Below are 21,435 nucleotides of genomic sequence, written 5' to 3' on the forward strand. Positions count from 1 at the left end.
TCAGGCCTCCAGATCCAGGTCGATCACAACGGGGACGTGGTCGCTGGGCTTTTCCATGTCGCGGGCGTCGCGATGGGTCTCGATCCCACGGAAGCGGTCCGTCGCCTGAGACGACAGCAGGGCGTAGTCGATGCGGATGCCGTTGTTTCGCTGCCAGGCGCCGGCTTGGTAATCCCAGAAGGTGTAGGTCCCCTTGGGCTCCCGACCCAGGTCGTGGGCGTCGGCCAGCCCCAGCCACTTCATGGCGTTCAGCGCTGCGCGCGTTTCCGGCTGGAACAGGGCGTCGTTGACCCAGTCCTCGGGCTTGGCCGCGTCGTCAGGCGTCTGGATGCAGTTGTAGTCGCCGCACAGGGCCAGCGGTTCTTCATAGGCCAGCAGGGCCCTGGCGTGGTCGTGCAGGCGCTGGAACCAGGCCAGCTTGTACGGAAACTTCTCGGTGCCGACGGGATTGCCGTTGGGCAGATAGATGGAGGCTACGCGCACGGGAAGCGGGGCTTCGACTACGGCCTCCAGATAGCGGGCCTGTTCGTCGCTGTCGTCGCCGGGCAGGCCGCGCCGGATGTCGGACAGCGGGAATTTCGACAGGATGGCGACCCCGTTGTAGGTCTTTTGACCATGGGTCTCAACGTTGTAGCCCAGGCTTTCGAAGGCCTCGCGCGGGAATTTCTCGTCCACGCATTTGATTTCCTGGAAGCAGACGACGTCAGGATTGGCGGCTTCCAGCCAGGCCAGCACGGTGGGCAGGCGGGCGTTGACCGAGTTTACGTTCCAGGTGGCGATGCGCATGGCCTGAGGCTAAGGCGCGTCGCGTTCGGCGAAAAGGGCTCGTCGAAAACAAAGACGCCGCCGGATCGCTCCGGCGGCGCTTCGTTTGTCGATCAGGTGTGGCTTAGGCTTGCGGCGCTGCCGCCGGAGCCGTCGTCGTCAGCTTGCAGCCGCCGCCGATCTGCTGGGCCGTGGCGCAGGGATAGACCTGCTGGATCGCTTTTTCGGCGTTCTGGCGAATGATGAAGCCGTCAGCGCCGGCGCAGGTCATCTCGATGAAGCGGCCATTGGCGTTCTGGCCCATCAGGCGGACCTGCTGAACGTCGCAGGCGCCGGCGTCCGAGCCGGTCAGCCAGGATTTGACCGTGGCGGCCTGCTCGGCCGGCGTGGTGAACTGGCAGGTGCCGCTCTGGCTGATGACCTGCAGGCATTCGGTCTTTTCCCAGCCCGAAGCGGCTTTCTCGATCCAGTAGCCGTCGACGCCGACGCAGCCGACTTCATAGACGACGGCGCCATTGCCCGATTGCCCCCGGACCTTGGCTTCATCAACCGTGCAAGGAACGCCCGCCTGGGTCGCATAGGCCTTCAGGAATCCCTGAATGTCCTGATTGGCCGGCAGGGCGCAGGTCGGGCCAGTGGGCGCTTCCGGATTGGCTGCGCGTGCGGCCTGGGCCTGGCTGTCGAGGATGACGCAATCGACGATCTGGGGCGGGGTCGAGGCGACCAGAATATAGCCGGGCGCGCCGGTGCAGGCCGCCTCGTAAATCTTGACCTGTTCGGCGCTGACGCCGAGCAGATTGGCTTCCGAGACCTGACAGGCGGTGGCGCCGGCGACAAAGAGGGCCTCGACCTCCGCCTTGATAACCGCAGGATCGACCGGCGCCGGGGCCTTCTGACGTTGTTGGCGCTGTTGCTGGCGTTCGTTGCGGTCGCCGCCGATGCGGCCGGGCAGGACCCGCTCTGCCGGGGGGCGTCCATTGCCCGCCTGGGCCGCTGAGCCGGATTGTTCTTGAGCGACGGCAAGCGCCGGGCTGAGCGTCATGACGGCAAGGCCGGCGGCGATCCCCAGAGCGCGGCTGAAACGTTTGATGGTCACGGAAAGGGCTCCTCGGCCTCTACTGATGGCGCAAGCCTTGGCGGGGTCAGGCTTTCCGGTCAAGCGCCGCCGACAACCTTGTCATACGCAGCCGATGTGCGGGCGGCACTGGACCCGTTCGCAGCAATCGGCTTAAACCTATGACCGTTGCGATTGGAGACTGACTTGGCGGACGGGGCGATCAGCGATGAGGCGGCGACGACCGCACGCGGCCTGACCTATCCGTCGGGGCCGCCGCCTGAGCCGGGCCGAGCGGTCGAGGTGGCGCCGGGGGTGCTGTGGCTGCGCCTGCCCCTGCCGATGAGCCTGAACCACATCAACGTCTACGCCCTGGCGGACGGCGACGGCTGGACCTTGGTGGACACCGGGCTGAAGACCGAGGCGTCGAAAGCGGGCTGGGAGGCGGCGCTGGCCGGACCGCTGGGCGGCAAGCCGGTAAAGCGGGTCATCTGCACCCACATGCACCCCGACCATATCGGTCTGGCGGGCTGGCTGTGCGAGCGGTTCGATGCGCTGCTTCTGATGTCGCGGCTGGAATATGTGACGGCGCGGATGCTGCTGGCCGACACGGGGCAGCCGGCTCCGGATTCGGGCGAGGTCTTTTATCGCGCCGCAGGTTGGAACGATGCACAGATCGAACATTGGCGCAGCGGGTACGGCGGCTTCGGCAAGGCGGTGACGGAGATGCCGTCGGCATATCTGCGGCTCTCCCAGGACGACGTGGTTCGGATTGGCGAGCACGACTGGCGCGTGGTGATCGGCGAGGGGCACTCACCCGAACATGTTTGCCTGTGGCGTGAGAGCGACGGCGTCTTTCTGGCGGGCGATCAGATCCTGCCGCGTATATCCTCCAACGTTTCGGTCTGGCCGACTGAGCCGGAGGGCGATCCCCTGGGCGAATGGCTGCGCTCGCTTGAGGCGCTGAAGGCGCGGCTGCCGGGCGACCTGTTCATCCTGCCGTCGCACGGCGAGCCCTTCTATGGCGTCACGACGCGGCTGGAGGCTCTGATCCGCGGCCATGAGGTGGCGCTGAAACGGCTGGAGCGGACGCTGAGGACGCCATCCCGAGCGGTGGACATCTTCTCGGCCCTGTTCGCGCGCCCGGTGGGCGACGAGGTGCTGAGCATGGCGACGGGCGAGGCGATCGCGCACTTGAACTATCTGGCCCGCGAGGGGCGGGCCCGACGTGACCGTGATGAGGCGGGCGTCGATTGGTGGACACTGACGGAGGCGGCGCAATGAGCGAACACATCAAGGTCGAACTGGACGGCGGCGTCATGACGGTCGTCTTCGACCGGGCGGACAAGAAGAACGCCATCACCCAGGCCATGTACACGGCCCTGGCCGAGGCGACTGAGCGGGCCAAGGTCGATGATGCGGTGCGCGTGCTCCTGTTCCGCAGCGAGGGCGACTCGTTTTCAGCCGGCAATGACATCGCCGACTTCATCGCCCTGGGCTCGCAGAGCAGCGGCGATCTGGTCGAGATGGGGGTGTTTCGCTTCCTCAAGGCCCTGGCCGATCTGGACAAGCCGGCGGTGGCGGCGGTGCGTGGACGCGCCGTGGGCATCGGCCTGACCCTGCTGCTGCATTGCGACATGGTGGTGGTGGCCGAGGACGCCCTGCTGTCGGTTCCCTTCGTCAATCTGGCCCTGGCGCCCGAGGCGGCGTCGTCGTTGCTGTTGCCGGCGACCGTCGGCCACCAGCGGGCGTTTGAACTGTTCGCCCTGGGCGAGGCCATCGACGGCAAGACGGCCTTGGCCTGGGGGCTGGCCAACCGGGCGGTTCCGGCCGATCAGGTCGAGGCCACGGCCCGCCAGTTGGCCGACAAGCTGGCGGCGCGCGCGCCCAATTCGATCCGCAAGACCAAGGCCCTGATGCGCGACGCAGAGGCCCTGTGGGGCCTGATGCAGCGCGAGGCGCACGCCTTCGGCTCCCAGATGCGCAGCCCCGAAGCGATGGAGGCCTTCATGGCCTTCAGCCAGAAACGGGCGCCGGATTTCTCGAAAGCGGGCTGATTTCTCGCAAACGCGATTGATTCAAGGGGGCAGGGGGTCTAGGCGCCGCGCATGAACGCCGTCGCCGCCCCCTTGTCTGTTGAAACCGCGACGCCCGTCCGCATCGAGCGAGAGCGACTGGGCGATGCGGCGGCGATCGACGCCCTGGTGCTGGCGGCCTTTGGCCCCGGTCGGTTCGCCAAGACGGCGGAGCGGCTGCGAGAGGCCGCTCAACTGGCGGCCGGTTTTTCCGCCTATGAGGGCGAGCGGCTGATCGGCTCGGTGCGGCTATGGTCGATCATGGCGGGCGAGGCGCGCTCGGTCTTCCTTGGTCCTATCGCCGTGGATGCTTCCAGCCGTCGCGGCGGGCTGGGCGCGGAACTGGTGCAGGCCTGCGTCGAGGAGGCCAGGGCGATGAAACTGGACGGCGTCCTGCTGATCGGCGACCCGCCCTATTTCTCGCGCTTCGGCTTCCAGCCCGCGCCGGACGCCGCCTTCAGCGGGCCGGTGGATCGACGCCGGATCATGTGGCTGCCGATCACGGATGTGGCTCCGGCCGGTCCGGTTCATCCGGTCGCCTGAGGCCCGTTCGACCTTCCTTTGCCGGACGACGCGCCCCATAGTTCGCTCATGACGAACCCAGAGACATCGTCGGGCCTGTCCAGCGTGGCTGAAGCGGCGCGTCAGGCGCCGGGGCGGGGGCTGCCGCCGGTGCATCTGTGGCATCCCGAGCATTGCGGCGACATCGACATCCTGATCCGAGCCGATGGCGTGTGGATGCACGAGGGCTCGCCCATAGGCCGGGTCGAGCTGGTGCGGCTATTCTCGACGGTGCTGAGGAAGGACCCGGACGGCTATCATCTGGTCACGCCCGTCGAGAAGCTGAAGATCAGGGTCGAGGACCTGCCGTTCCGGGCGATCACGATGCAGGCGGTTGACGGCGTGTTGCGCTTCACGACCGATGTCGGCGACGTGGTCGAGGCCGGGGCGGACCATCCGATCATTGTCGAGACCGACGCCGCGACTGGCGAACCGGCGCCGCGCGTCCATGTTCGGGGCGACCTGTGGGCGCGGATCGCGCGGCCGGTCTTCTATGAGCTGGTCGACCTGGCCGAGGCGGCGGAGGGGCGACTGCGGGTGCGGTCCGGCGGCGAGGCCTTCGTTCTGGGGGAACTGGAATGAGCTGTGACAGTCTGAGGGCGCGGCTGGAGGCCCGTCTGGACCCGGTGGGGTCCTGGAGCCCCGAGCGGACAGCCATTCGCTCGGACTACGACCTGAACCCCGGCGCGGCGAGGCCGACACGTGAGTTGCGGCCCGCTGCGGTTCTGGTGCCTATCATCATGCATGACGACGGCCCCACGGTGCTGATGACGCGGCGCTCGGACAGTCTGGCCAGCCACACGGGCCAGATCGCCTTTCCCGGCGGGCGGCTGGACCCGGGCGAGACGGCGGGGCAGGCGGCCCTGCGCGAAGCCTTCGAGGAGGTTTCGCTGGACCCCGGCGTGGTCGAACTGCTGGGGCTGGGCGATCCCTATGAGACGGGGACCGGGTTTCTGGTGACGCCTGTGGTCGGTTGGCTGACGGCGCCGCCGCAGGTCGCTCCCTCGCCGGACGAGGTGGCCGAGGTGTTCGAGGTGCCGTGGGACTTCCTGATGGACCCGGTCAACCACCGCCGCGACTATTATGATCCAGAGGGCGGAGCGCGGCGCTGGTTCTGGGCCATGCCGTTCGAGGAGCGCTACATCTGGGGCGTGACGGCGGGCATTCTGAAGGGCCTGTTCGGACGCCTGTATGGCGACGAAATCGAGCCTCTGTCGGCGGCGGCCGAGGACGCTGCGTGAGTCATCGGCTGCAAGGTCAGGACTGGCTGACGGCCGCCGCGACGCGGGCGGTCATGGCGGCGCTGGCGGCGGCGGGCGGGCCTGACTGCGCTCGTTTCGTCGGGGGCTGCGTGCGCAACGCCCTGATCGGCGCGCCCATCGACGACATCGACATCGCCACGAGCCTGACGCCCGACGCCGTGGTCGCGGCGCTGAAGGCGACGGGCTTGAGGTCGGTCCCGACCGGCATCGAGCACGGCACCGTGACGGCGATATCGGAGCGCCAGCCGTTCGAGATCACCACCCTGCGCCGCGATGTCTCGACTGACGGGCGGCGCGCCACGGTGGCCTTTACGACCGACTGGGCCGAGGACGCGGGGCGGCGCGATTTCCGGCTTAACGCCCTCTATGCCGATGCGGAGGGCGTCATTCTGGACCCGACGGGGCAGGGGTATGACGACGCCATGGCGGGGCGGATCGTCTTTGTCGGCGAACCGGAGGAGCGCATCCGCGAAGACTACCTGCGGATTCTGCGCTTCTATCGGTTCTATGCCTGGTATGGGCGAGGCGCGCCCGATGCGGCGGCGGTGGAGGCTTGCGCGGCCCTGGCCGAGGGCGTCGAGCAGTTGTCGGCCGAGCGGGTGTCCAAGGAACTTCTGAAGCTGCTGGCCGCGCCGGATCCGCGGCCAGCGGTGCGATTGATGGCTGAGGCGGGCGTTCTTGGGCGGGTGCTGGGGAGCACCTTCGATTTGGCGCTGTTCGAAGCGATGACGGGTTTGAGCGGTGATGCGCTGCTGCGGCTGTCCGCCCTGCTGCCTGGCGATCCGGCGAAGGCGGCGGAGATCGCGCGGGCCTTGCGCCTGTCCAACACCCAGCGTGACCGTCTGGTCGAGGCCGTGAGCGGGGAGGCGACGACGACGCTGACGCGACCACAGGCGCGGAAGGTTCTCTATCGCGATGGGCGACAGGCGTTCGAGGATCGCGTCATGCGGGCCTGGGCGGCGGGTGGACACACAGAGGCTTCGCGGGAGTTGCTGGCCCTGGCGCAAGACTGGACGCGGCCGGTAATGCCGGTCGGCGGGCGTGATCTGGCGCGGCTTGGGCTGACACCGGGGCCGGAGACGGGGCAGGTGCTGAAGGCGTTTGAGGACGGCTGGATCGCGGACGACTTCCCCGACCATGGCCACGACGCGCGGCTCAGGGCGCTACTGCCGCCAAGGTGAATCGCGTGATGACCGGACGGTGGTCCGAGCCGTTCTTGCGGCCGAGCTTGCGTTCCAGCAGGGCAAGGTCGGGCGAGCGCCAGACCTGGTCGATGGTCATGCCGACCGCTGAGGGCGCCGCCGAGGGCCAGGTGCCGGGCCAGCCGGGGGCGGGGATCAGCCCGGCCTCGGCCTGAATCTGACGGCCGATGCGGGCGCTGGACACGCTGTTGAAATCGCCCGCCGCGATGACCGGGCCGGTCATGTCGCGGCGGATGGCGGCCAGGGCCGTCGCCTGATTGATCTGTCCCCACTGATACTGGAAGGGCCAGGGCCGGGTCAGGTGGGCGCCGATGATGTTGATGGGGCCTAGCGGCGTCTGAGCCGTGGCGGCGACCGAGACCAGGCTGTCGGGCCGGTCGGCGATGACGGTCAGCGGATAGCGCGAAGCGATGGCGGCGCGGGCCGCGCCGCTGGGCCGATCCACGCGGGTGTTCAGCACGCGATGAGGATAGCCCGCCAGCACCGTCTCCAACTGGGCCGAAGGCGCGTCCCCCAATTCGACCAGAACTATGATGTCGGCGTCCGCTTCGGCGATGGAGCGGGCGATGGCCTCGACCTCGGTGTTCCGGGCCCACAGGTTGGCGGAATAGAGGGTCAAGGCAGGCGCGCCTTCGCGCGGCAGGGCTCCGCCGCGTGGCAACCACTGGGGCCAGACGGCCAGAACCAGCAGAACAGTGACGGCCAGCCCTGCGATCATAGCCGGACGTAGCCGCAGCAGGGCGTAGGCGAGCGTCAGCGCCAGCGTCGCCGCCAGAGCCGGAGCCGGAAACTGGGCCAGAAGGTCGGTCCAGCGGTGGCCGATCCGCGTCAGGGCGGACAAGGCGACAGCGACGGGCGGCGTGAGCAAGCCCAGCGCCACCAGATGGATCGCGGCCTTAAAGGGGGAGATCAAGCGAGACGTCCTCGTGGTAGCGACGCGGCGGACCGCCCTCTGGCCTATCGACCCGGGCGATGTGTGTCGAGGGCTGCGCGGCTTCGGCGGAAGCTCGCGCACAATAGGCCGGGCCAATCCCTTTTATTTTCCGGGTTTGCGGCGTGTCGCCCGCCTTCTGCGCGCCGGGGCGGCCGGGCTGAGCAGACTGATCATCCATTCCCTGGAGATCATTCGATGAGCGACGACGCCAGCGCGCGGCTGGGCCTGCCCTATCTGGCCGCAGGACAATTGCAGAAACATGTGACCCTGAACGAGGCGCTGACGCGCCTCGACGTCCTGACCCAGACGGCGGTGGTCAGCCGCACCACCCCCGCGCAACCGGCGGCGGCGCTCGACGGGACGCTCTACATCCTGCCGCCCGGCGCGACGGGCGCGGATTGGTCCGACCATCCCGCGGGCGGTCTTTTGCGCGCGGAGGCCGGGGGCTGGCTCGCGGTGGATGCGCCTGACGGCTTGCTGGCGGTGGTTCTGGACAGCGATGAGGTGCTGGTACGTCGCTCCGGGGCCTGGGTCCCCTTGGCGGCGGGGGCGAGCGAGCCGGTTACAGTCCTTCAGAACCGGACCCGTCTGGGCGTGAACACAGAAGCCGACGCGACCAACGTCGTGGCGGCGCGCGTGAACAAGGCGCTGTGGACGGCGCTGGAGAGCGAAAGCGGCGGCGACGGCGACCTGCGCTTCACCTTCAACAAGCAGGGCGGGGGCGATGTCCTGTCGCTGTTGTTTCAGAGCGGGTGGAGTGGTCGCGCGGAACTGGGCCTGGTCGGCGACGACGACCTGAGGCTCAAGGTCAGCGCCGACGGTGGAACCTGGCACGACGCCTTCTCGGTGGATCGCACGAGCGGGCGGCTGTGGTTCGCCCAGGGCGCGACGCGACGTGAAACCACGGTGCTGACCTCGGGCGGCAGTTGGACCCCGCCCGCCTGGGCGCGCTGGGTCGAGGCGATCTGCGTGGGCGGCGGCGGCGGCGGTGGAAGCGGCGCGGTTGGCCCCGCCGGCACGGTGCGCTTCGGCGGCGGCGGCGGAGGTGCGGGCGGCCTGGTGTCGGGCGCGTGGCCAGTCAACGGTTTTTCCGGTCCGCTGGCTGTCGTGATCGGAGCAGGCGGATCCGGCGGTGGCGCCGGCGTCGACTCCACGGTTTCAGCCGGCGGCGTCCGGCTGCTGACCGGCGAGGGCGGCAAGGCCGGGATGACCGGCGCCGCCTCGTCTGGCATCGGCGGCGCAGGCGGCGGCGGCTTGATCCGGTCCAACGCAGGCGGCGACTCATCGGCTTCCGCTGTCGCGGGCGAGGGGCAGGCGCAGACACGGACCGATGGCCCGGGCGGCGGCGGCGCGGGCGGCGGCGTCAGCGCGGCAAATGTCGCCTTCAGCGGCGGCGCGGGCGGCGACGGCGCGGTTCTGCATGTACGCGCGGCTGGAGGTCTGGGGCGCACGACGTCCGGCCTGAGCGGTCAGGCGTCGCCGCTGTCGGCGCTGTCCAGCGTCGGCGGGGGCGGGGGCGGGGGCGGGGGCGCAGCCTCGGGGGCGGGGTATCCCGGTGCAGCGGGCGGTCTTCATGGCGCGGGCGGCGGCGGCGGCGGCGCGGGCGTGACGGCGGGAGGCGTCGGCGGCGCAGGGGCGGCGGGCGTCGTCTGGCTGACGGCGATCGGGTGAGCGTGATGACCCGATATTTCGACCGCATCCTCGAACCCGAACTGCTGGACGAGGAGGCCTGGGCGGCGCCCGAACGCCTGACCCCCGACGATTGTTTCGACCACCTGGGCAGCGACTGGCGCAGACCCGCCGCGCCCGGCGATCAGGAGGATGAAGGATGAGCGAGACAAGGCAGAACGAGACGGGTCTGGCCGAAGGCCGCTGGCTGTGGCGGCGGCTCTATGTTTTCGTCGCCAGCGCCGCGCTGTGGCTGCTTCTGGCGCGGGCGGTGGGAAGGACGGCGCCCGCGGACCTGCCGCGAGTGGCCGATGGCTTGATGAGCCTGATCGCGCTGATGCTGGTCCTCTATCTGGTGGCGCCCACGGCCCAGCAGATGATCGCCATGCTGGCCAATATGCGCCTGCGGCTGGCGGCGGGAGGAAGGGCGTGAGCTTTCGCTTGTCGCAACGCTCGCGCGCCCGGTTGCAGGGCGTCCACCCTGACCTGATCGCCGTGGTCGAGGCGGCGATCCGCCGAACCGAGGTGGACTTCATGGTGACGGAGGGCCTGCGCGATCCCGTTCGTCAGGCGGCGCTGGTTCGGGCGGGGGCCAGTCGGACGCTGCACTCGCGCCACCTGACCGGCCACGCCATCGACGTGGCGGCCTTGGTGGAGGGGAAGGTGCGCTGGGACTGGCCGCTGTATGGCCGGATCGCGGGGGCTTTCAAGGCGGCGGCGCGCGACCTCGGCACGCCGCTGACCTGGGGCGGAGACTGGGTCCGGTTGCGGGACGGCCCGCATTTCGAACTGGATCGGAGGGCCTATCCATGAGGCCCCGAGATATTGCCCGGACCCTGACGCCTCAGGGATGGCTGGTCCTGGCCGGGGCGGCGGTCTTGCTGTTGATGCTCGTCGCCCGCGGGGTGGGGTTAAGTTGGGACCCGTTCGGCCTGCAGCAGAGGCGGTTGGCGACGGCCCAGGCGCGGGCAACGCAGGCTGAGAGCGATGCCCAGGCCCGTGTCGTCGAGACAGAGGGGCGAAGGCAGCAGGCTGCGCGCCTCGAGATACATCACCGACAGACCCTGGCCGTGGAGCGGGCGACCGTCGCGGCCGTCACCCAGGCGAGGAGCGCCGACGATGCGAACGACCCCTTGGACCCTGTGCGGGCTGATCGCCTGCGCGCTCATGACCGCGAACTGTGCCGGCTCGCGCCCGATCTCGACGGTTGCGCCGCCGCGCCTGGTCCTGGCTGAGGCGACGACCCGCCCCTGTGGGCTTGCGACCCTGCCCGCGGCGCCCAGTCTGGCGGAGCTGGAGGCGGCCTATCTATTACGCGGCGCCCAGATACTGGCCTGTGATGGGGCGAGGCGGCTGGCGATCGAGGCCCTGACCGCCGAACGGGCCATGCTGGACGGCTGGATCGGGGTGGAAACTCAGGGTGGGCGAGCGGCGTCGCCTGGCTGATGCGGCGCTTCTTGCCGGGCGGGTCGGCAAAACCTGCCGACTTCGGGGGCTTCTCGGCAAGACTTGCCGAGCGTCCAACGTAGTTTACCAAATCTAACGCATAGAAATCAATGGGTTAAAAATCGGCACGGGGTCATCGCTCCTGGCCCCGTCCTTGCTCCTTGTCATCCCGAGCAGAAAGCTCCCGGCAGCCAAAATGGCGTCGGACATGTCGAAGACACATAGGATGGCCAAAATGGCTAACAGCATCAACACGAATGCTGGCGCTCTCATCGCGCTGCAAAACCTCAATGCGACCAGCCGTGACCTCAACGTCACGCAAAACCGCGTGAACACAGGCCTGAAGGTTTCCTCGGCCAAGGACAACGGCGCGATCTTCGCGATCGCCACCAATCAGCGCGCCGAGATGGGCGCCTTGGACGCCGTCAAGAATTCCATGCAGCGCGGCCAGTCGATCGTCGACGTGGCCCTGGCCGCCGGCGAGACCGTGGTCAAGGCTCTGGAAGAGCAGAAGAGCCTGGCTGTCGCCATCTCCAACGCCACCGGCGACGCTCTGAAAGCCTACGTCACCGATTATAACGCCCTGGGCGCTGAAATCACCAAGGCCCTGGCCGGCGCGACCTTTGACGGCGTCAACCTGTGGACCGACACGACCGCCGCAGGCGTCGAAATCAGCGTCAAGACCGGCACCAGCCTGACCGACAACTTCGTTCTGAAAGGCGGCGCAACGGCGACCACCGCTACCGCTCCCGCCACCGCCACTGCTTTCGCTGTCGCCGACTATGCGGCGCCGACCGCAGCCGAGAAGACCGCCATGGGCGCGCTGACGGGCGTCGTCGACGGGGCGATCAAGGCCTTCACCGCCGAACTGGGCGCCATGGGCACCAAGTCGAAGTCGCTGGAGCGTTCGCTCATCTTCACCAACAAGATTCAGGATGCGGTTGAAGTCGGCATTGGCAACCTGGTGGACGCTGACCTGGCCAAGGAGAGCGCCAAGCTGACCGCCCTGCAAACCAAACAACAACTCGGCGTTCAGGCGCTGGGCATCGCGAATCAGTCGAGCTCGATCCTGCTCGGCCTGTTCCGCAGCTAAGAATTGGAAGCGGATTTTCGGATCCGTCTCCCGATACCTCTACCCGAGCAGAATGCTCCCGATAGTCAAAATGACGTCGGAAATGTCTGAAGACTAAGGAATTTCCAGTATGGCTAACAGCATCAACACCAATGCAGGCGCTCTTGTCGCCCTGCAAAACCTGAACAACACGAGCCGCGATCTCTCGATCACGCAAAACCGTGTGAACACTGGCCAGAAGGTCTCTTCGGCCAAGGACAATGGCGCCATCTTCGCCATCGCCACCAACCAGCGCGCCGAGATGGGCGCCCTGGACGCCGTGAAGCAGTCGATGCAACGCGGTCAATCGATCGTCGACGTGGCCCTGGCCGCCGGCGAAACCATCACCAAGGCGCTTGAAGAACAGAAGAGCCTGGCGGTGGCGATTGAATCCTCCGTGGTCGGCTCAGCCGCTGAAACGGCCTACCTGGCGGACTTCAACGCCCTCGGCAATGAGATCACCAAGGCTCTGGGCGGCGCGACCTTCGACGGCGTCAACCTGTTCTCGGCGACGACGACGGACGCTGTCTCGGTCAAGACTGGCACGGCCACGGCGGACATCTTTACGCTGAAGGCGGCCGGTACAGCCGCGACGACGGTCTCGACCGCAGGCGGGGCGGTGGGGCGTGCGGGCGCCACGGCGGCGCTGGTGGAAACCGCGTTGAAGGGCTTCACCGCTGAGTTGGGCTCTCTGGGCACCAAGTCCAAGTCGTTGGAGCGGTCGCTGACCTTCACCGGCAAGATCCAGGACTCGATCGAGGTGGGCATCGGCAACCTGGTGGACGCCGATCTGGCCAAGGAAAGCGCCAAGCTGACGGCGCTGCAGACCAAACAACAACTCGGCGTTCAGGCGCTGGGCATCGCGAACCAGTCCAGCTCCGTGCTGCTGGGCCTGTTCCGATAAACGAGATTGAAAGCGGGGCTACGGCCCCGTTTTTGATGAGGAGACCACCCCCGAGCAGAACGCTCTCGGCGTCAAAACGACGTCGGAAATGTCAAAGACAAAGGAACCGCCAAAATGGCTAACAGCATCAATACCAATGCAGGCGCACTTGTTGCTCTACAAAATCTGAACAACACGAGCCGTGATCTCTCGATCACGCAAAACCGTGTGAACACTGGCCAGAAGGTTTCTTCGGCCAAGGACAATGGCGCCATCTTCGCCATCGCCACCAACCAGCGCGCCGAAATGGGCGCCCTGGACGCTGTGAAGAACTCGATGCAGCGCGGTCAATCCATCGTCGACGTGGCCCTGGCCGCCGGCGAGACTGTGGTCAAGGCGCTGGAAGAGCAGAAGAGCCTGGCGGTCGCTATCTCCAATGCGACCGGCGATGCTCTGAAGGCCTATGTGACCGATTACAACGCCCTCGGCGCTGAAATCACCAAGGCCCTGTCTGGCGCCACCTTCGACGGCGTGAACCTGTTCACGGACACCACCGCTGCGGGCGCACCCATCAGCGTCAAGACCGGCACCGGTTCGACGGACAGCTTCAACCTGAAGGGCGGCGCGGCGGCGTCCACGGCAACGACCGTGGCGACCTCCACGGCTGTCACTGTGGCCGACTACGCGGCGCCGACCGCTGGCGAGAAGACGACGTTGACGGGGCTGACCGCCGCCGTTGACGGCGCCATCAAGACCTTCACGGCTGAACTGGGCGCCCTGGGCACCAAGTCCAAGTCGCTGGAGCGCTCGCTGACCTTCACCAGCAAGATGCAGGACGCGCTTGAAGTCGGCGTCGGCAACCTGGTGGACGCCGACCTGGCCAAGGAAAGCGCGCGCCTGACGGCCCTGCAAACCAAGCAACAGCTGGGCGTGCAGGCGCTGTCGATCGCGAACCAGTCGAGCTCGGTTCTGCTCGGCCTGTTCCGCTAAAGAATTAAGGGCGGGTCTGCGGGCTCGCCCTTGATGAGACCACCCCGAGCAGAACGCTCCCGGCCGCCAAAACGGCGTCGGAAATGTCAAAGACACAAAAGGAACTGCCAAAATGGCTAACAGCATTAATACGAACGCAGGCGCTCTTGTTGCTCTGCAAAACCTGAACAACACGAGCCGCGATCTCTCGATCACGCAAAACCGTGTGAACACCGGCCAGAAGGTTTCTTCGGCCAAGGACAATGGCGCCATCTTCGCCATCGCCACCAACCAGCGCGCCGAGATGGGCGCCCTAGACGCCGTGAAGCAGTCGATGCAACGCGGTCAATCGATCGTCGACGTGGCCCTGGCCGCTGGCGAAACCATCACCAAGGCGCTTGAAGAGCAGAAGAGCCTGGCGGTGGCGATTGAATCCTCGGTCGCCGGTTCGGCGGCTGAAACGGCCTACCTGGCTGACTTCAACGCCCTCGGCAATGAAATCACCAAGGCTCTGGGCGGCGCCACCTTCGACGGCGTCAACCTGTTCTCGGCGACGACCGATGCTGTCTCGGTCAAGACCGGGACCGCTTCTGGGGACACCTTCACCCTGAAGGCGGCTGCCGGCGCTGCTACGGCAGTGGCCACGGCCGGTGGTTCGATCCTTCGCGCGGGCGCTACGGCTGCGGCCGTGGACACTGCGCTGAAGGGCTTCACGGCTGAACTGGGCGCCCTGGGCACCAAGTCCAAGTCGCTGGAGCGCTCGCTCAGCTTCACCAGCAAGATGCAGGACGCCCTTGAAGTGGGTGTCGGCAACCTGGTGGACGCCGATCTGGCCAAGGAAAGCGCGCGCCTGACGGCCCTGCAAACCAAGCAACAGCTGGGCGTGCAGGCCTTGTCGATCGCGAACCAGTCGAGCTCGGTTCTGCTCGGTCTGTTCCGCTAACAAGACGTGGTCGAGGGCGGGTCGTTCGGCCCGCCCTCGTTCGCACGTGAGGAGACAGGAGGCGCGGCCAAGCCGCGTTAAGGAGAAATGTCAGACAATGTCGCGAGACTACCTGGCGTAACTCTCGTTCAACCTGACGTTCTTGGTCAGGGAGTCGAGGCTCCGCCAAAGCCCGTTCATGCCGAACCCGATGCCGGGCGTTATCGCCTGACCATCGAGGAAGGTCCCGGCGGGTTTGTCTACAAGACCCGCGATCGGGTCACCGGCGAAGTGATACGTCAATTGCCGCGTGAAGAGGTCGTGAAAATGAGCGCCCGCCCGGACTATGGGGCAGGCGGGTTGATCAAGACCAAGGTCTGATCGACGCAAGTAGCTTGGAACGCAGCGCCGCCGGCTTGCCGGACGGCGCCGCGTTCGTTTCCACGCCGTTAACCATACGCTCAGGAATCAGCGACATTAGTAGCCTTCAGAATTTGAACTGGGGCTAGAAGCCATGACCAACAGCGTTCTCACCAATGCCTCGGCGTTAATCGCGCTCCAGAACCTCAATTCGACAAACAACAAGCTGGCGGCGACCCAGAGCCGGGTGAACACCGGCCTGAAGGTGCAGGGCGCCAAGGACAACGCCGCCACCTGGGCCATCGCCCAGAACCAGCGCGCCGACACGGGCGCCCTTGAGTCGGTCAAGACGAGCATGAACCGCGCGACGTCGCTGGCCGATGTCTCTCTGGCCGCCGGCGGCCAGATCTCGGATCTGCTGATCGAGATGCGCGAAAAGGCCACGGCTGCGGCCGACCCGTCGTCGACGCCCGCCTCGCGCAAGGCCTATAACGACGAGTTCCAGTCGTTGCTCAAGTCCTTGGCGTCCTTCGCCAAGAACGCCACGTTCGACGGCGAGAATATTCTGAACGGCGCCAGCACCAACACGCTGGATTTCCTCGCCAATGTCGGCGCGACCGAAACCATTTCCATGAACCGTCAGGATCTCTCGCTGAACGGCGTGGGGCTGCAGTTGCCCGCACGCGCCGCCAGCGCTGGCCCGCCTGTAGTGACTGCTCGCCCGGCGGGGCCGCCTCTTCTGGATACGCTGGAAAACGCCCAGGAAGCATTTACGGCCATCGTGGGCGCTCTGGATAACGCCAACGCCAAGCTTGCCGAGCTTGGCGCGCAGTCCAAGCAGATCGAAAAGCACAACATCTTCGTCGGCAAGCTGATGGATTCTCTGGAAGTCGGTATCGGCAATCTGGTCGATGCCGACATGGCCAAGGAGAGCGCTCGCCTGCAGGCGCTTCAGGTCCAGCAGCAGTTGGGCGCGCAGGCCCTGTCGATCGCCAACCAGGCGCCGCAGATCATCCTGTCGCTGTTCAAGGGCTGATCTATCTGAAGTAGCGGGGCGCGCCGTGGCCGAGTGAAATCGGCGGCGGCTTGCGCCTGGCCGGGCGCGGCATGAGCCCGTACAGGCTCGCCAGTCTCAGGAATAGCCAACGCACGTAAGACATGGGCTCTCGTCCGCCTTGCCTGTGGTTGGCTGGTAACGTTGAGCAACCGTCGCTGTTCCGGCCTGATCTTAAACAGTTCGTTACCCGCTTGGCTGCAAGCTGGGCGCAGGAGCGTATCGGTCTGTGATCAACAACAGCTATCTTCTTGGTTTGTACGGCGGGACCTCGACCTTCTCTGGAGGCTTGGGTGGAACGCCTGTCGCTGTGAAGAAGCAGCCGACGGCTCCATGGGCTACGACGGTCAAACCGCAGAACCAGTCGGATCTTCTGCGCGCGGCGCTGAGCGGTCGGCGTCTGATCAACGAGGACAATGCGACCCTGGACGTCAAGGGCGCGTCGTCCGGCGACTATCGCAAGATCTTCGCCATGTACCAGGGCCTGACCATGCTTGAGGCGATCGCGGATCGGGCGGGCCAGAAGAACCTCACCGCTTCGGAACGCGCCCAGCTGTCGAAGCGCATGGACGCAGGGCTGGCTGAAATGTCCGCCTATCTGGGCGAGGCCAAGTTCGACGGCGTGCGGATGGTTCAGGGGCAGTCCGCCACCAAGGCCCAGACCGGCGCCGCCGTTCCGCGTGATTCGGCCAAGTATGTCACAGGCGCGGTCCATACCGGCGCGCTCGCCGACGAAGTCGCGGCCTTCCAGGGCGACGTTCAGTTCAACATCACCGTGAAGAAGACGGGCGGCGATCAGGTCATCGCCATCAATCTTGCGGACATGGGGTCCGATCCGCGCACGCTTCAGTCTGTGGTGACCCATATCAACAGCAAGCTTGAAGCGGCTGGCGTTGAGACCCGCATGGGGCGCGAACAACTGCCGTCCGAGCCCCGCGTCATCAAGAGCGGCGACAAGACCATCACCCTGCCGGCCGGACCCGACAAGTGGGCGCTGAACCTCCAGGGCGTGTCGTACGAGAAGGTCAGCTTCACGCCCGTAACGTCGTCCGACGCTGTCTATGTGGTGCAGGGGGTTGGCAAGACCGGCGGCCATGAAGTCCTCAAGTTCCAGGAAGGCGCGGGTCAGACGGCCAGCGGTGCAGCCTTCTGGGTCGAGGGTCAGGTTGGTCAGTCGGGCCTGCCCGACGGCGTCGAAACGGTCCGCGCCAGCGCCACTGGTCCGGACGGATCGATGTGGATTGTCGCCGACGTCAGCGCCGGAACCGCGACCCAGCCGATCAAGGGTCAGGGCGACGTCGTCCTGATGAAACTGGATTCGGCGGGCAAGGTTGTTCTCAGTCGCGCCCTGGGCGCCGCATCCACCGCCAGCGGCTACGCCATCGCCGTCGACGCCGACGGTCGCGTGGCTGTGGCCGGCTCGGTGGTCGGGGCCCTCGTCCCCGGTGCTTCGGGCGCTGACGCCAGCCTGGCCGACAGCTTCGTCACCGTATTCGACGCCAAGGGCGTCGAGCAGTGGACCCAGCGTCGCGGAGCCAAGGCGGCGGACGAGGCGACGGCGGTATCGTTCGGGGCGGATGGTCGGGTCTATGTCGCTGGTCGTTCGCAGTCCTCGATGCCCGGCGCGCTCGCCTCGGGGGGCTGGGACGGCTATGTCCAGGCCTTCAGCGAAAGCCGGATCCACAGCCTTGCCCCGATCACCGCGACGGCGACCGGCATCGATCAGTTCGGCACGGCCGGGGACGACAACGTCCAGGCCATGACCACGGACGGCGACAAGCTCTACACCGCCGGGGTCGAGAACGGCCGCATGGTGGTGCGCCAGTTCCAGATCGACGCCACCGGATCGCCGACGCTGCTGGCCTCTCGCGACCTTGGACACGCCAGCGGCGAGATCGCGGGCCTGTCCGTCGTCAACGGTCAGGTCATCCTGGCCGGTTCGACCCGCAACGGTGCGCTGGATGTCGGCCAGATCAACACCGCTCATTCCGGCGGCACGGACGCCTTTGTTGCGGTCATCTCGGACGATCTGAACGCATCGGCCAACGACCGCCTGACCTATTACGGCGGGGCTGGCGACGATTCAGCCGCCGACGTGAAGATCGTGGACGGCAAGGTCTGGCTGACGGGGATCTCCGATCGCATGGTCGGCGCCAAGGCCGAGGATCCGACCTCGGGCTATCTCGCGCGGCTGGATCCCATGACCGGCGCCGTCGAGTGGAGCCAGACCTGGACCGGTGCAGACCGTCAGGCCGCGCCGATGACAATCGCCGTGGCGTCAGGCGGCGCAAGCGTGCTGGACCGCCTGGGCCTGCCGCAGGGCGAAATCCCCCAGTCCGATTCCAAGCAACTGGTTGACGCCACCTCGCTGCGGGCAGGCGATCGCTTCTACGTGACCTCAGGCACAACCGGTCGCTCGGTCGCTGTGACGATCGACGCGAAAGACACCTTGCAAACCCTGGCGCGCAAGATCGAGACGGCTTCCGGCCGCTCGCTGACGGTCACGATCATGACCGACAGGGATCATGTCACGGGTCTGGACGGCGACACCAAGATCACCGCCGGCGGCGTGCAGCGCCTGTCCATCGCCTTTACCAATGGACGCGAGGGGGCTGTGCTCCGGGCCGGCGAGGCGGGGCGCGACGCCCTGGCGGGACTCGGTTTGACGCCGGGATACATCGGCCCCAGCAGCAGCGATCTGAAGACCTTTGGTCTCGACCTGCCGAAAACGCTGAGTCTGAAGGATGCGGAAGCCGCCAAGACGGCCACAAGCACCATTCAGCTGGCCGTCAAAGCCCTGCGCGACGCCTACAAGGCCTTGGACCCGGACAACAGCAAGCCCAAGGTTACGGGAACGGCGCCGCCCTACCTCAAGGCGCAACTGGCCAACTATCAGGCCGCCCTGGCACGACTCACAGGCTAGAGGCGTCGCAGCCCGCTTTAGGTTGACGGGTGCGGCGTCGCCGGGGTTATTGGGGCCATCATTGGCGTCGAGTCCCGCATGGCCCTTCCGAAAGACAATCGTACAGTCCTGATCATCGGGGGCGGCCTGGCCGTCGTCGCGGCCGTGGCGGCCGCCCTGGTGTTCAGCGGAGGGCGAGATCGACCGACCGAAGCCCCGCCCGCGTCACAGGGCGGCCTGACCATCGATCTGGCCGAGGCGCCGACGCTGGAGCCGGCGCGTGAGCTGCGTTGCTTTGTCGACGGCCAGTTTGTCGGCCTGGCCACTCTGGCCGACTGCGCTCGGCGCAACGGCGTAGCCACCAGCGCCCTGGACGTGGGTCTGGACGCCACCGGCGCCCTGGCCGCGGCGCCGACCGCAGCCTTCGCCCCGCCGCCTGAACTGCCCGCCGAACCGACTGTCGAGGTCGCCTCGGTCGATGAAGGCGCTTCGCCGGTGGAATCCAGCCGTCCGACGTCCGCCGCATCTTCGGCCACGGCCTGCTTGCGCCACACGGGTTCGGAATGGCGGGCCATTTCCAACGGCATGAGCCTGGGGGCCTGTGTCCAGGCGCTGTACGCCGGCACCTGTGTTCGTCCAGGCGAGGCTCAGTACGGCCGCTGGGGCGACACCACCCTGCGTCTGGTGCCGCGTCGCGTCGAGCAGTCGAGCGACAACAGCCGCTTCCGCACCCTGGCCCAACAGGACCGCAACTGTCAGTTCCCGGAGCTGGGCCGATGATCCGCAAAACCGTCGCTGCCGCCGTCGCTGTCGGCCTCCTTGGCTTGACCGTCGCCGCCTGCGCTCAGAAGGGCGTCGAGGCCCCGACCGAGCCGGGCGTCTGCTATCACGTGGTGCTGGCCGAGGACGGCAAGTCCGCGCCCCAGATCAACGTCGTCGCCCGCGACCAGCCGCAGATCGAGTTCTGCGCCGCACGGCTCGAGGAAATGCGCCTGCGCTTCCTGAGCATGGGCGGTAACAATCGCGACATGATGGGCGCCTACCAAGGGCAGTTCATCTTCATCGATCGGGGCGGCGTGAAATTCGGCAAGACTCTGACGGGGCAGCGCTTCTTCGCTCTGACGCGCACGGGGGACGGACGTCTGGCCATTCCAGGCGCCATCCAGCGCGAGATCGACGGTCGCCCCGTGGCCATCGCGCCGAACTAGAATTCCCGTCCGCTTGGGCGTGAACAAAACTGGAACATTCCGTCGTCATCCGCTATGGAGCGACGGCAAGAACATAAAAGGACATCGGTCATGGCCGGCAGCGTCAACAAGGTCATCCTCATCGGCAACCTGGGCAAGGACCCGGAAATCCGCACGCTGAACAGCGGCGACCGCGTCGCCAACCTGCGCATCGCCACCTCGGAACAATGGCGCGACAAGGCCACCGGCGAGCGCAAGGAAAAGACCGAGTGGCACCAGATCGTCATCTTCAACGAGAACATCGTGAAGGTGGCCGAGAACTACCTGAAGAAGGGCTCGACCGTTTACATCGAGGGCTCGCTGCAGACCCGTAAATACACCGACGCCCAGGGCGTTGAAAAATACTCCACCGAGATCGTGCTGCAACGCTTCAACGGCCAACTGACCATGCTGGGCGGTCGTAACGACAGTCAGGGCAGCGGCCAGGGCGGCGGCTACGGCGGCGGCGGCCGTAACGACGACGACTATTCCTCGGGCTTCTCGACCGGCGGCGCCAACAAGCCCTCGGGTCCCAAGGAAAGCTACGACCTGAACGACGACATTCCGTTCTAAGGCGATCGGAAAACCGAAGTGGGCCGGGGGGCTTACAGCTATCGCGACGACCCGGCCGTGCCGTCCTTTCCCGACGACCGGCCGCTGGTTCTGTTCGATGGCGATTGCGCCCTCTGTTCCCATTCCGCGCGGACCCTGCTGAAGCATGGTCCGCGTTTTCGTCTGGCGCCGACGCAGTCGGACCTGGGCCGGGCCTTGCTGGTCCACTACGGCCTGTCGCCCGACGATCCTTCCACCATGCTGGTGATCGAGGACGGGCGCGCGATCAGCCGCTCGGACGGGGTGCTGCATCTGGCGGCGTCGCTGCCCTTCCCCTACCGCGCCGCCGTTGTGGCCCGGCTGATCCCGCGACCGATCAGGGACGCCGCCTATGGCCTAGTCGCCCGATACCGGCGGCGATTTCCGGGCCAGGCCTGGTGCGCCCTGCCGCCTTCGGCGGCGGACCTCAAAGACCGAATTCTGGGATGA

General features: G+C 66.9%; 25 protein-coding genes. 22 read left to right on the top strand and 3 right to left on the bottom strand.

The genetic code is table 11. The features are described 5' to 3' along the window. Together xth and ACOZBP_RS00325 are read right to left on the bottom strand one after the other, a co-directional pair. Complete coding sequence (gene xth / locus ACOZBP_RS00320; protein WP_422674470.1) at positions 1-786, bottom strand: exodeoxyribonuclease III; 786 nt, start codon at positions 784-786, stop codon at positions 1-3. A gap of 103 nt (positions 787-889) precedes the next feature. After that, positions 890-1,861, bottom strand: a complete 972-nt coding sequence (locus tag ACOZBP_RS00325) for a hypothetical protein (RefSeq protein WP_422674471.1) — start codon at positions 1,859-1,861, stop codon at positions 890-892. 165 nt (positions 1,862-2,026) lie between these two features. On the opposite strand from ACOZBP_RS00325, the gene ACOZBP_RS00330 reads away from it, so the two are divergent. The 6 genes from ACOZBP_RS00330 to ACOZBP_RS00355 are packed head-to-tail and all read left to right on the top strand — an operon-like array spanning position 2,027 to position 6,898. Then, on the top strand, positions 2,027-3,103 hold the full coding sequence (locus tag ACOZBP_RS00330; protein ID WP_422674472.1) for an MBL fold metallo-hydrolase: 1,077 nt from the start codon (positions 2,027-2,029) through the stop codon (positions 3,101-3,103). Then, on the top strand, positions 3,100-3,876 hold the full coding sequence (locus ACOZBP_RS00335) for an enoyl-CoA hydratase (protein WP_422674473.1): 777 nt from the start codon (positions 3,100-3,102) through the stop codon (positions 3,874-3,876). The genes ACOZBP_RS00330 and ACOZBP_RS00335 overlap by 4 nt, the downstream gene beginning before the upstream one ends. A gap of 51 nt (positions 3,877-3,927) precedes the next feature. Then, on the top strand, positions 3,928-4,437 hold the full coding sequence (locus ACOZBP_RS00340; RefSeq protein ID WP_422674474.1) for a GNAT family N-acetyltransferase: 510 nt from the start codon (positions 3,928-3,930) through the stop codon (positions 4,435-4,437). 48 nt (positions 4,438-4,485) lie between these two features. Next, positions 4,486-5,037, top strand: a complete 552-nt coding sequence (locus ACOZBP_RS00345; protein WP_422674475.1) for a DUF1285 domain-containing protein — start codon at positions 4,486-4,488, stop codon at positions 5,035-5,037. Continuing rightward, on the top strand, positions 5,034-5,696 hold the full coding sequence (locus ACOZBP_RS00350) for a CoA pyrophosphatase (RefSeq protein ID WP_422674476.1): 663 nt from the start codon (positions 5,034-5,036) through the stop codon (positions 5,694-5,696). The genes ACOZBP_RS00345 and ACOZBP_RS00350 overlap by 4 nt, the downstream gene beginning before the upstream one ends. Continuing rightward, positions 5,693-6,898, top strand: a complete 1,206-nt coding sequence (locus ACOZBP_RS00355) for a CCA tRNA nucleotidyltransferase (RefSeq protein WP_422674477.1) — start codon at positions 5,693-5,695, stop codon at positions 6,896-6,898. Before ACOZBP_RS00350 ends, ACOZBP_RS00355 begins: the two co-directional genes overlap by 4 nt. Here ACOZBP_RS00355 and ACOZBP_RS00360 read toward each other — a convergent pair. Further along, positions 6,873-7,832 carry an endonuclease/exonuclease/phosphatase family protein gene (locus ACOZBP_RS00360; RefSeq protein WP_422674478.1) on the bottom strand — a complete coding sequence of 320 codons (960 nt, stop codon included), beginning with the start codon at positions 7,830-7,832 and terminating at the stop codon, positions 6,873-6,875. The genes ACOZBP_RS00355 and ACOZBP_RS00360 overlap by 26 nt on opposite strands. Before the next feature lie 216 nt (positions 7,833-8,048). Between ACOZBP_RS00360 and ACOZBP_RS00365 the strand changes: the two genes are divergently transcribed. The 16 genes from ACOZBP_RS00365 to ACOZBP_RS00440 all read left to right on the top strand — a co-directional run bounded on the left by ACOZBP_RS00365 (position 8,049) and on the right by ACOZBP_RS00440 (position 21,435). Next, positions 8,049-9,524, top strand: a complete 1,476-nt coding sequence (locus ACOZBP_RS00365; protein WP_422674479.1) for a DUF2793 domain-containing protein — start codon at positions 8,049-8,051, stop codon at positions 9,522-9,524. Between the two features lie 5 nt (positions 9,525-9,529). Next, positions 9,530-9,685 carry a hypothetical protein gene (locus ACOZBP_RS00370; RefSeq protein ID WP_422674480.1) on the top strand — a complete coding sequence of 52 codons (156 nt, stop codon included), beginning with the start codon at positions 9,530-9,532 and terminating at the stop codon, positions 9,683-9,685. Next, positions 9,682-9,954: a hypothetical protein gene (locus tag ACOZBP_RS00375; protein ID WP_422674481.1), complete on the top strand. Its 273-nt coding sequence runs from the start codon at positions 9,682-9,684 to the stop codon at positions 9,952-9,954. The genes ACOZBP_RS00370 and ACOZBP_RS00375 overlap by 4 nt, the downstream gene beginning before the upstream one ends. Beyond that, a complete protein-coding gene (locus ACOZBP_RS00380; protein ID WP_422674482.1) occupies positions 9,951-10,334 on the top strand; it encodes a M15 family metallopeptidase in 384 nt (127 codons plus the stop codon). Before ACOZBP_RS00375 ends, ACOZBP_RS00380 begins: the two co-directional genes overlap by 4 nt. 306 nt (positions 10,335-10,640) lie before the next feature. After that, positions 10,641-10,967 carry a hypothetical protein gene (locus ACOZBP_RS00385; protein WP_422674483.1) on the top strand — a complete coding sequence of 109 codons (327 nt, stop codon included), beginning with the start codon at positions 10,641-10,643 and terminating at the stop codon, positions 10,965-10,967. 235 nt (positions 10,968-11,202) lie between these two features. Beyond that, a complete protein-coding gene (locus tag ACOZBP_RS00390; RefSeq protein ID WP_422674484.1) occupies positions 11,203-12,060 on the top strand; it encodes a flagellin in 858 nt (285 codons plus the stop codon). Positions 12,061-12,169: 109 nt separating this feature from the next. Next, positions 12,170-12,982: a flagellin gene (locus ACOZBP_RS00395; protein ID WP_422674485.1), complete on the top strand. Its 813-nt coding sequence runs from the start codon at positions 12,170-12,172 to the stop codon at positions 12,980-12,982. Between the two features lie 114 nt (positions 12,983-13,096). Next, on the top strand, positions 13,097-13,951 hold the full coding sequence (locus tag ACOZBP_RS00400; RefSeq protein ID WP_422674486.1) for a flagellin: 855 nt from the start codon (positions 13,097-13,099) through the stop codon (positions 13,949-13,951). Between the two features lie 112 nt (positions 13,952-14,063). Further along, positions 14,064-14,873, top strand: a complete 810-nt coding sequence (locus ACOZBP_RS00405) for a flagellin (RefSeq protein WP_422674487.1) — start codon at positions 14,064-14,066, stop codon at positions 14,871-14,873. Positions 14,874-14,960: 87 nt separating this feature from the next. Further along, positions 14,961-15,233: a flagellar protein FlaG gene (locus tag ACOZBP_RS00410; RefSeq protein ID WP_422674488.1), complete on the top strand. Its 273-nt coding sequence runs from the start codon at positions 14,961-14,963 to the stop codon at positions 15,231-15,233. Positions 15,234-15,366: 133 nt separating this feature from the next. Further along, positions 15,367-16,248: a flagellin gene (locus tag ACOZBP_RS00415; protein WP_422674489.1), complete on the top strand. Its 882-nt coding sequence runs from the start codon at positions 15,367-15,369 to the stop codon at positions 16,246-16,248. Between the two features lie 247 nt (positions 16,249-16,495). Further along, positions 16,496-19,189, top strand: a complete 2,694-nt coding sequence (locus tag ACOZBP_RS00420; RefSeq protein WP_422674490.1) for a transcriptional regulator — start codon at positions 16,496-16,498, stop codon at positions 19,187-19,189. A gap of 78 nt (positions 19,190-19,267) precedes the next feature. After that, entirely contained in the window at positions 19,268-19,948 is a 681-nt protein-coding gene (locus ACOZBP_RS00425) for a hypothetical protein (protein WP_422674491.1), read from the top strand. Continuing rightward, positions 19,945-20,376 (top strand): hypothetical protein, encoded by a 432-nt coding sequence (locus tag ACOZBP_RS00430; protein ID WP_422674492.1) that lies wholly within the window; start codon positions 19,945-19,947, stop codon positions 20,374-20,376. Before ACOZBP_RS00425 ends, ACOZBP_RS00430 begins: the two co-directional genes overlap by 4 nt. Before the next feature lie 90 nt (positions 20,377-20,466). Next, positions 20,467-20,967, top strand: a complete 501-nt coding sequence (gene ssb / locus ACOZBP_RS00435; RefSeq protein ID WP_422674493.1) for a single-stranded DNA-binding protein — start codon at positions 20,467-20,469, stop codon at positions 20,965-20,967. A gap of 18 nt (positions 20,968-20,985) precedes the next feature. Further along, positions 20,986-21,435: a thiol-disulfide oxidoreductase DCC family protein gene (locus ACOZBP_RS00440; protein ID WP_422674494.1), complete on the top strand. Its 450-nt coding sequence runs from the start codon at positions 20,986-20,988 to the stop codon at positions 21,433-21,435.

The organism is Brevundimonas sp. NPDC058933 (assembly GCF_049315965.1).
Taxonomy (GTDB): Bacteria; Pseudomonadota; Alphaproteobacteria; order Caulobacterales; family Caulobacteraceae; genus Brevundimonas.

Bases quoted from the DNA above. Each gene is read 5' to 3' on its own strand.
- xth (WP_422674470.1), bottom strand. From the start codon at position 786: ATGCGCATCGCCACCTGGAACGTAAACTCGGTCAACGCCCGCCTGCCC.
- ACOZBP_RS00335 (WP_422674473.1), top strand. From the start codon at position 3,100: ATGAGCGAACACATCAAGGTCGAACTGGACGGCGGCGTCATGACGGTC.
- ACOZBP_RS00340 (WP_422674474.1), top strand. From the start codon at position 3,928: ATGAACGCCGTCGCCGCCCCCTTGTCTGTTGAAACCGCGACGCCCGTC.
- ACOZBP_RS00345 (WP_422674475.1), top strand. From the start codon at position 4,486: ATGACGAACCCAGAGACATCGTCGGGCCTGTCCAGCGTGGCTGAAGCG.
- ACOZBP_RS00350 (WP_422674476.1), top strand. From the start codon at position 5,034: ATGAGCTGTGACAGTCTGAGGGCGCGGCTGGAGGCCCGTCTGGACCCG.
- ACOZBP_RS00365 (WP_422674479.1), top strand. From the start codon at position 8,049: ATGAGCGACGACGCCAGCGCGCGGCTGGGCCTGCCCTATCTGGCCGCA.
- ACOZBP_RS00370 (WP_422674480.1), top strand. From the start codon at position 9,530: ATGACCCGATATTTCGACCGCATCCTCGAACCCGAACTGCTGGACGAG.
- ACOZBP_RS00375 (WP_422674481.1), top strand. From the start codon at position 9,682: ATGAGCGAGACAAGGCAGAACGAGACGGGTCTGGCCGAAGGCCGCTGG.
- ACOZBP_RS00385 (WP_422674483.1), top strand. From the start codon at position 10,641: ATGCGAACGACCCCTTGGACCCTGTGCGGGCTGATCGCCTGCGCGCTC.
- ACOZBP_RS00390 (WP_422674484.1), top strand. From the start codon at position 11,203: ATGGCTAACAGCATCAACACGAATGCTGGCGCTCTCATCGCGCTGCAA.
- ACOZBP_RS00395 (WP_422674485.1), top strand. From the start codon at position 12,170: ATGGCTAACAGCATCAACACCAATGCAGGCGCTCTTGTCGCCCTGCAA.
- ACOZBP_RS00400 (WP_422674486.1), top strand. From the start codon at position 13,097: ATGGCTAACAGCATCAATACCAATGCAGGCGCACTTGTTGCTCTACAA.
- ACOZBP_RS00405 (WP_422674487.1), top strand. From the start codon at position 14,064: ATGGCTAACAGCATTAATACGAACGCAGGCGCTCTTGTTGCTCTGCAA.
- ACOZBP_RS00410 (WP_422674488.1), top strand. From the start codon at position 14,961: ATGTCAGACAATGTCGCGAGACTACCTGGCGTAACTCTCGTTCAACCT.
- ACOZBP_RS00415 (WP_422674489.1), top strand. From the start codon at position 15,367: ATGACCAACAGCGTTCTCACCAATGCCTCGGCGTTAATCGCGCTCCAG.
- ACOZBP_RS00425 (WP_422674491.1), top strand. From the start codon at position 19,268: ATGGCCCTTCCGAAAGACAATCGTACAGTCCTGATCATCGGGGGCGGC.
- ACOZBP_RS00430 (WP_422674492.1), top strand. From the start codon at position 19,945: ATGATCCGCAAAACCGTCGCTGCCGCCGTCGCTGTCGGCCTCCTTGGC.
- ssb (WP_422674493.1), top strand. From the start codon at position 20,467: ATGGCCGGCAGCGTCAACAAGGTCATCCTCATCGGCAACCTGGGCAAG.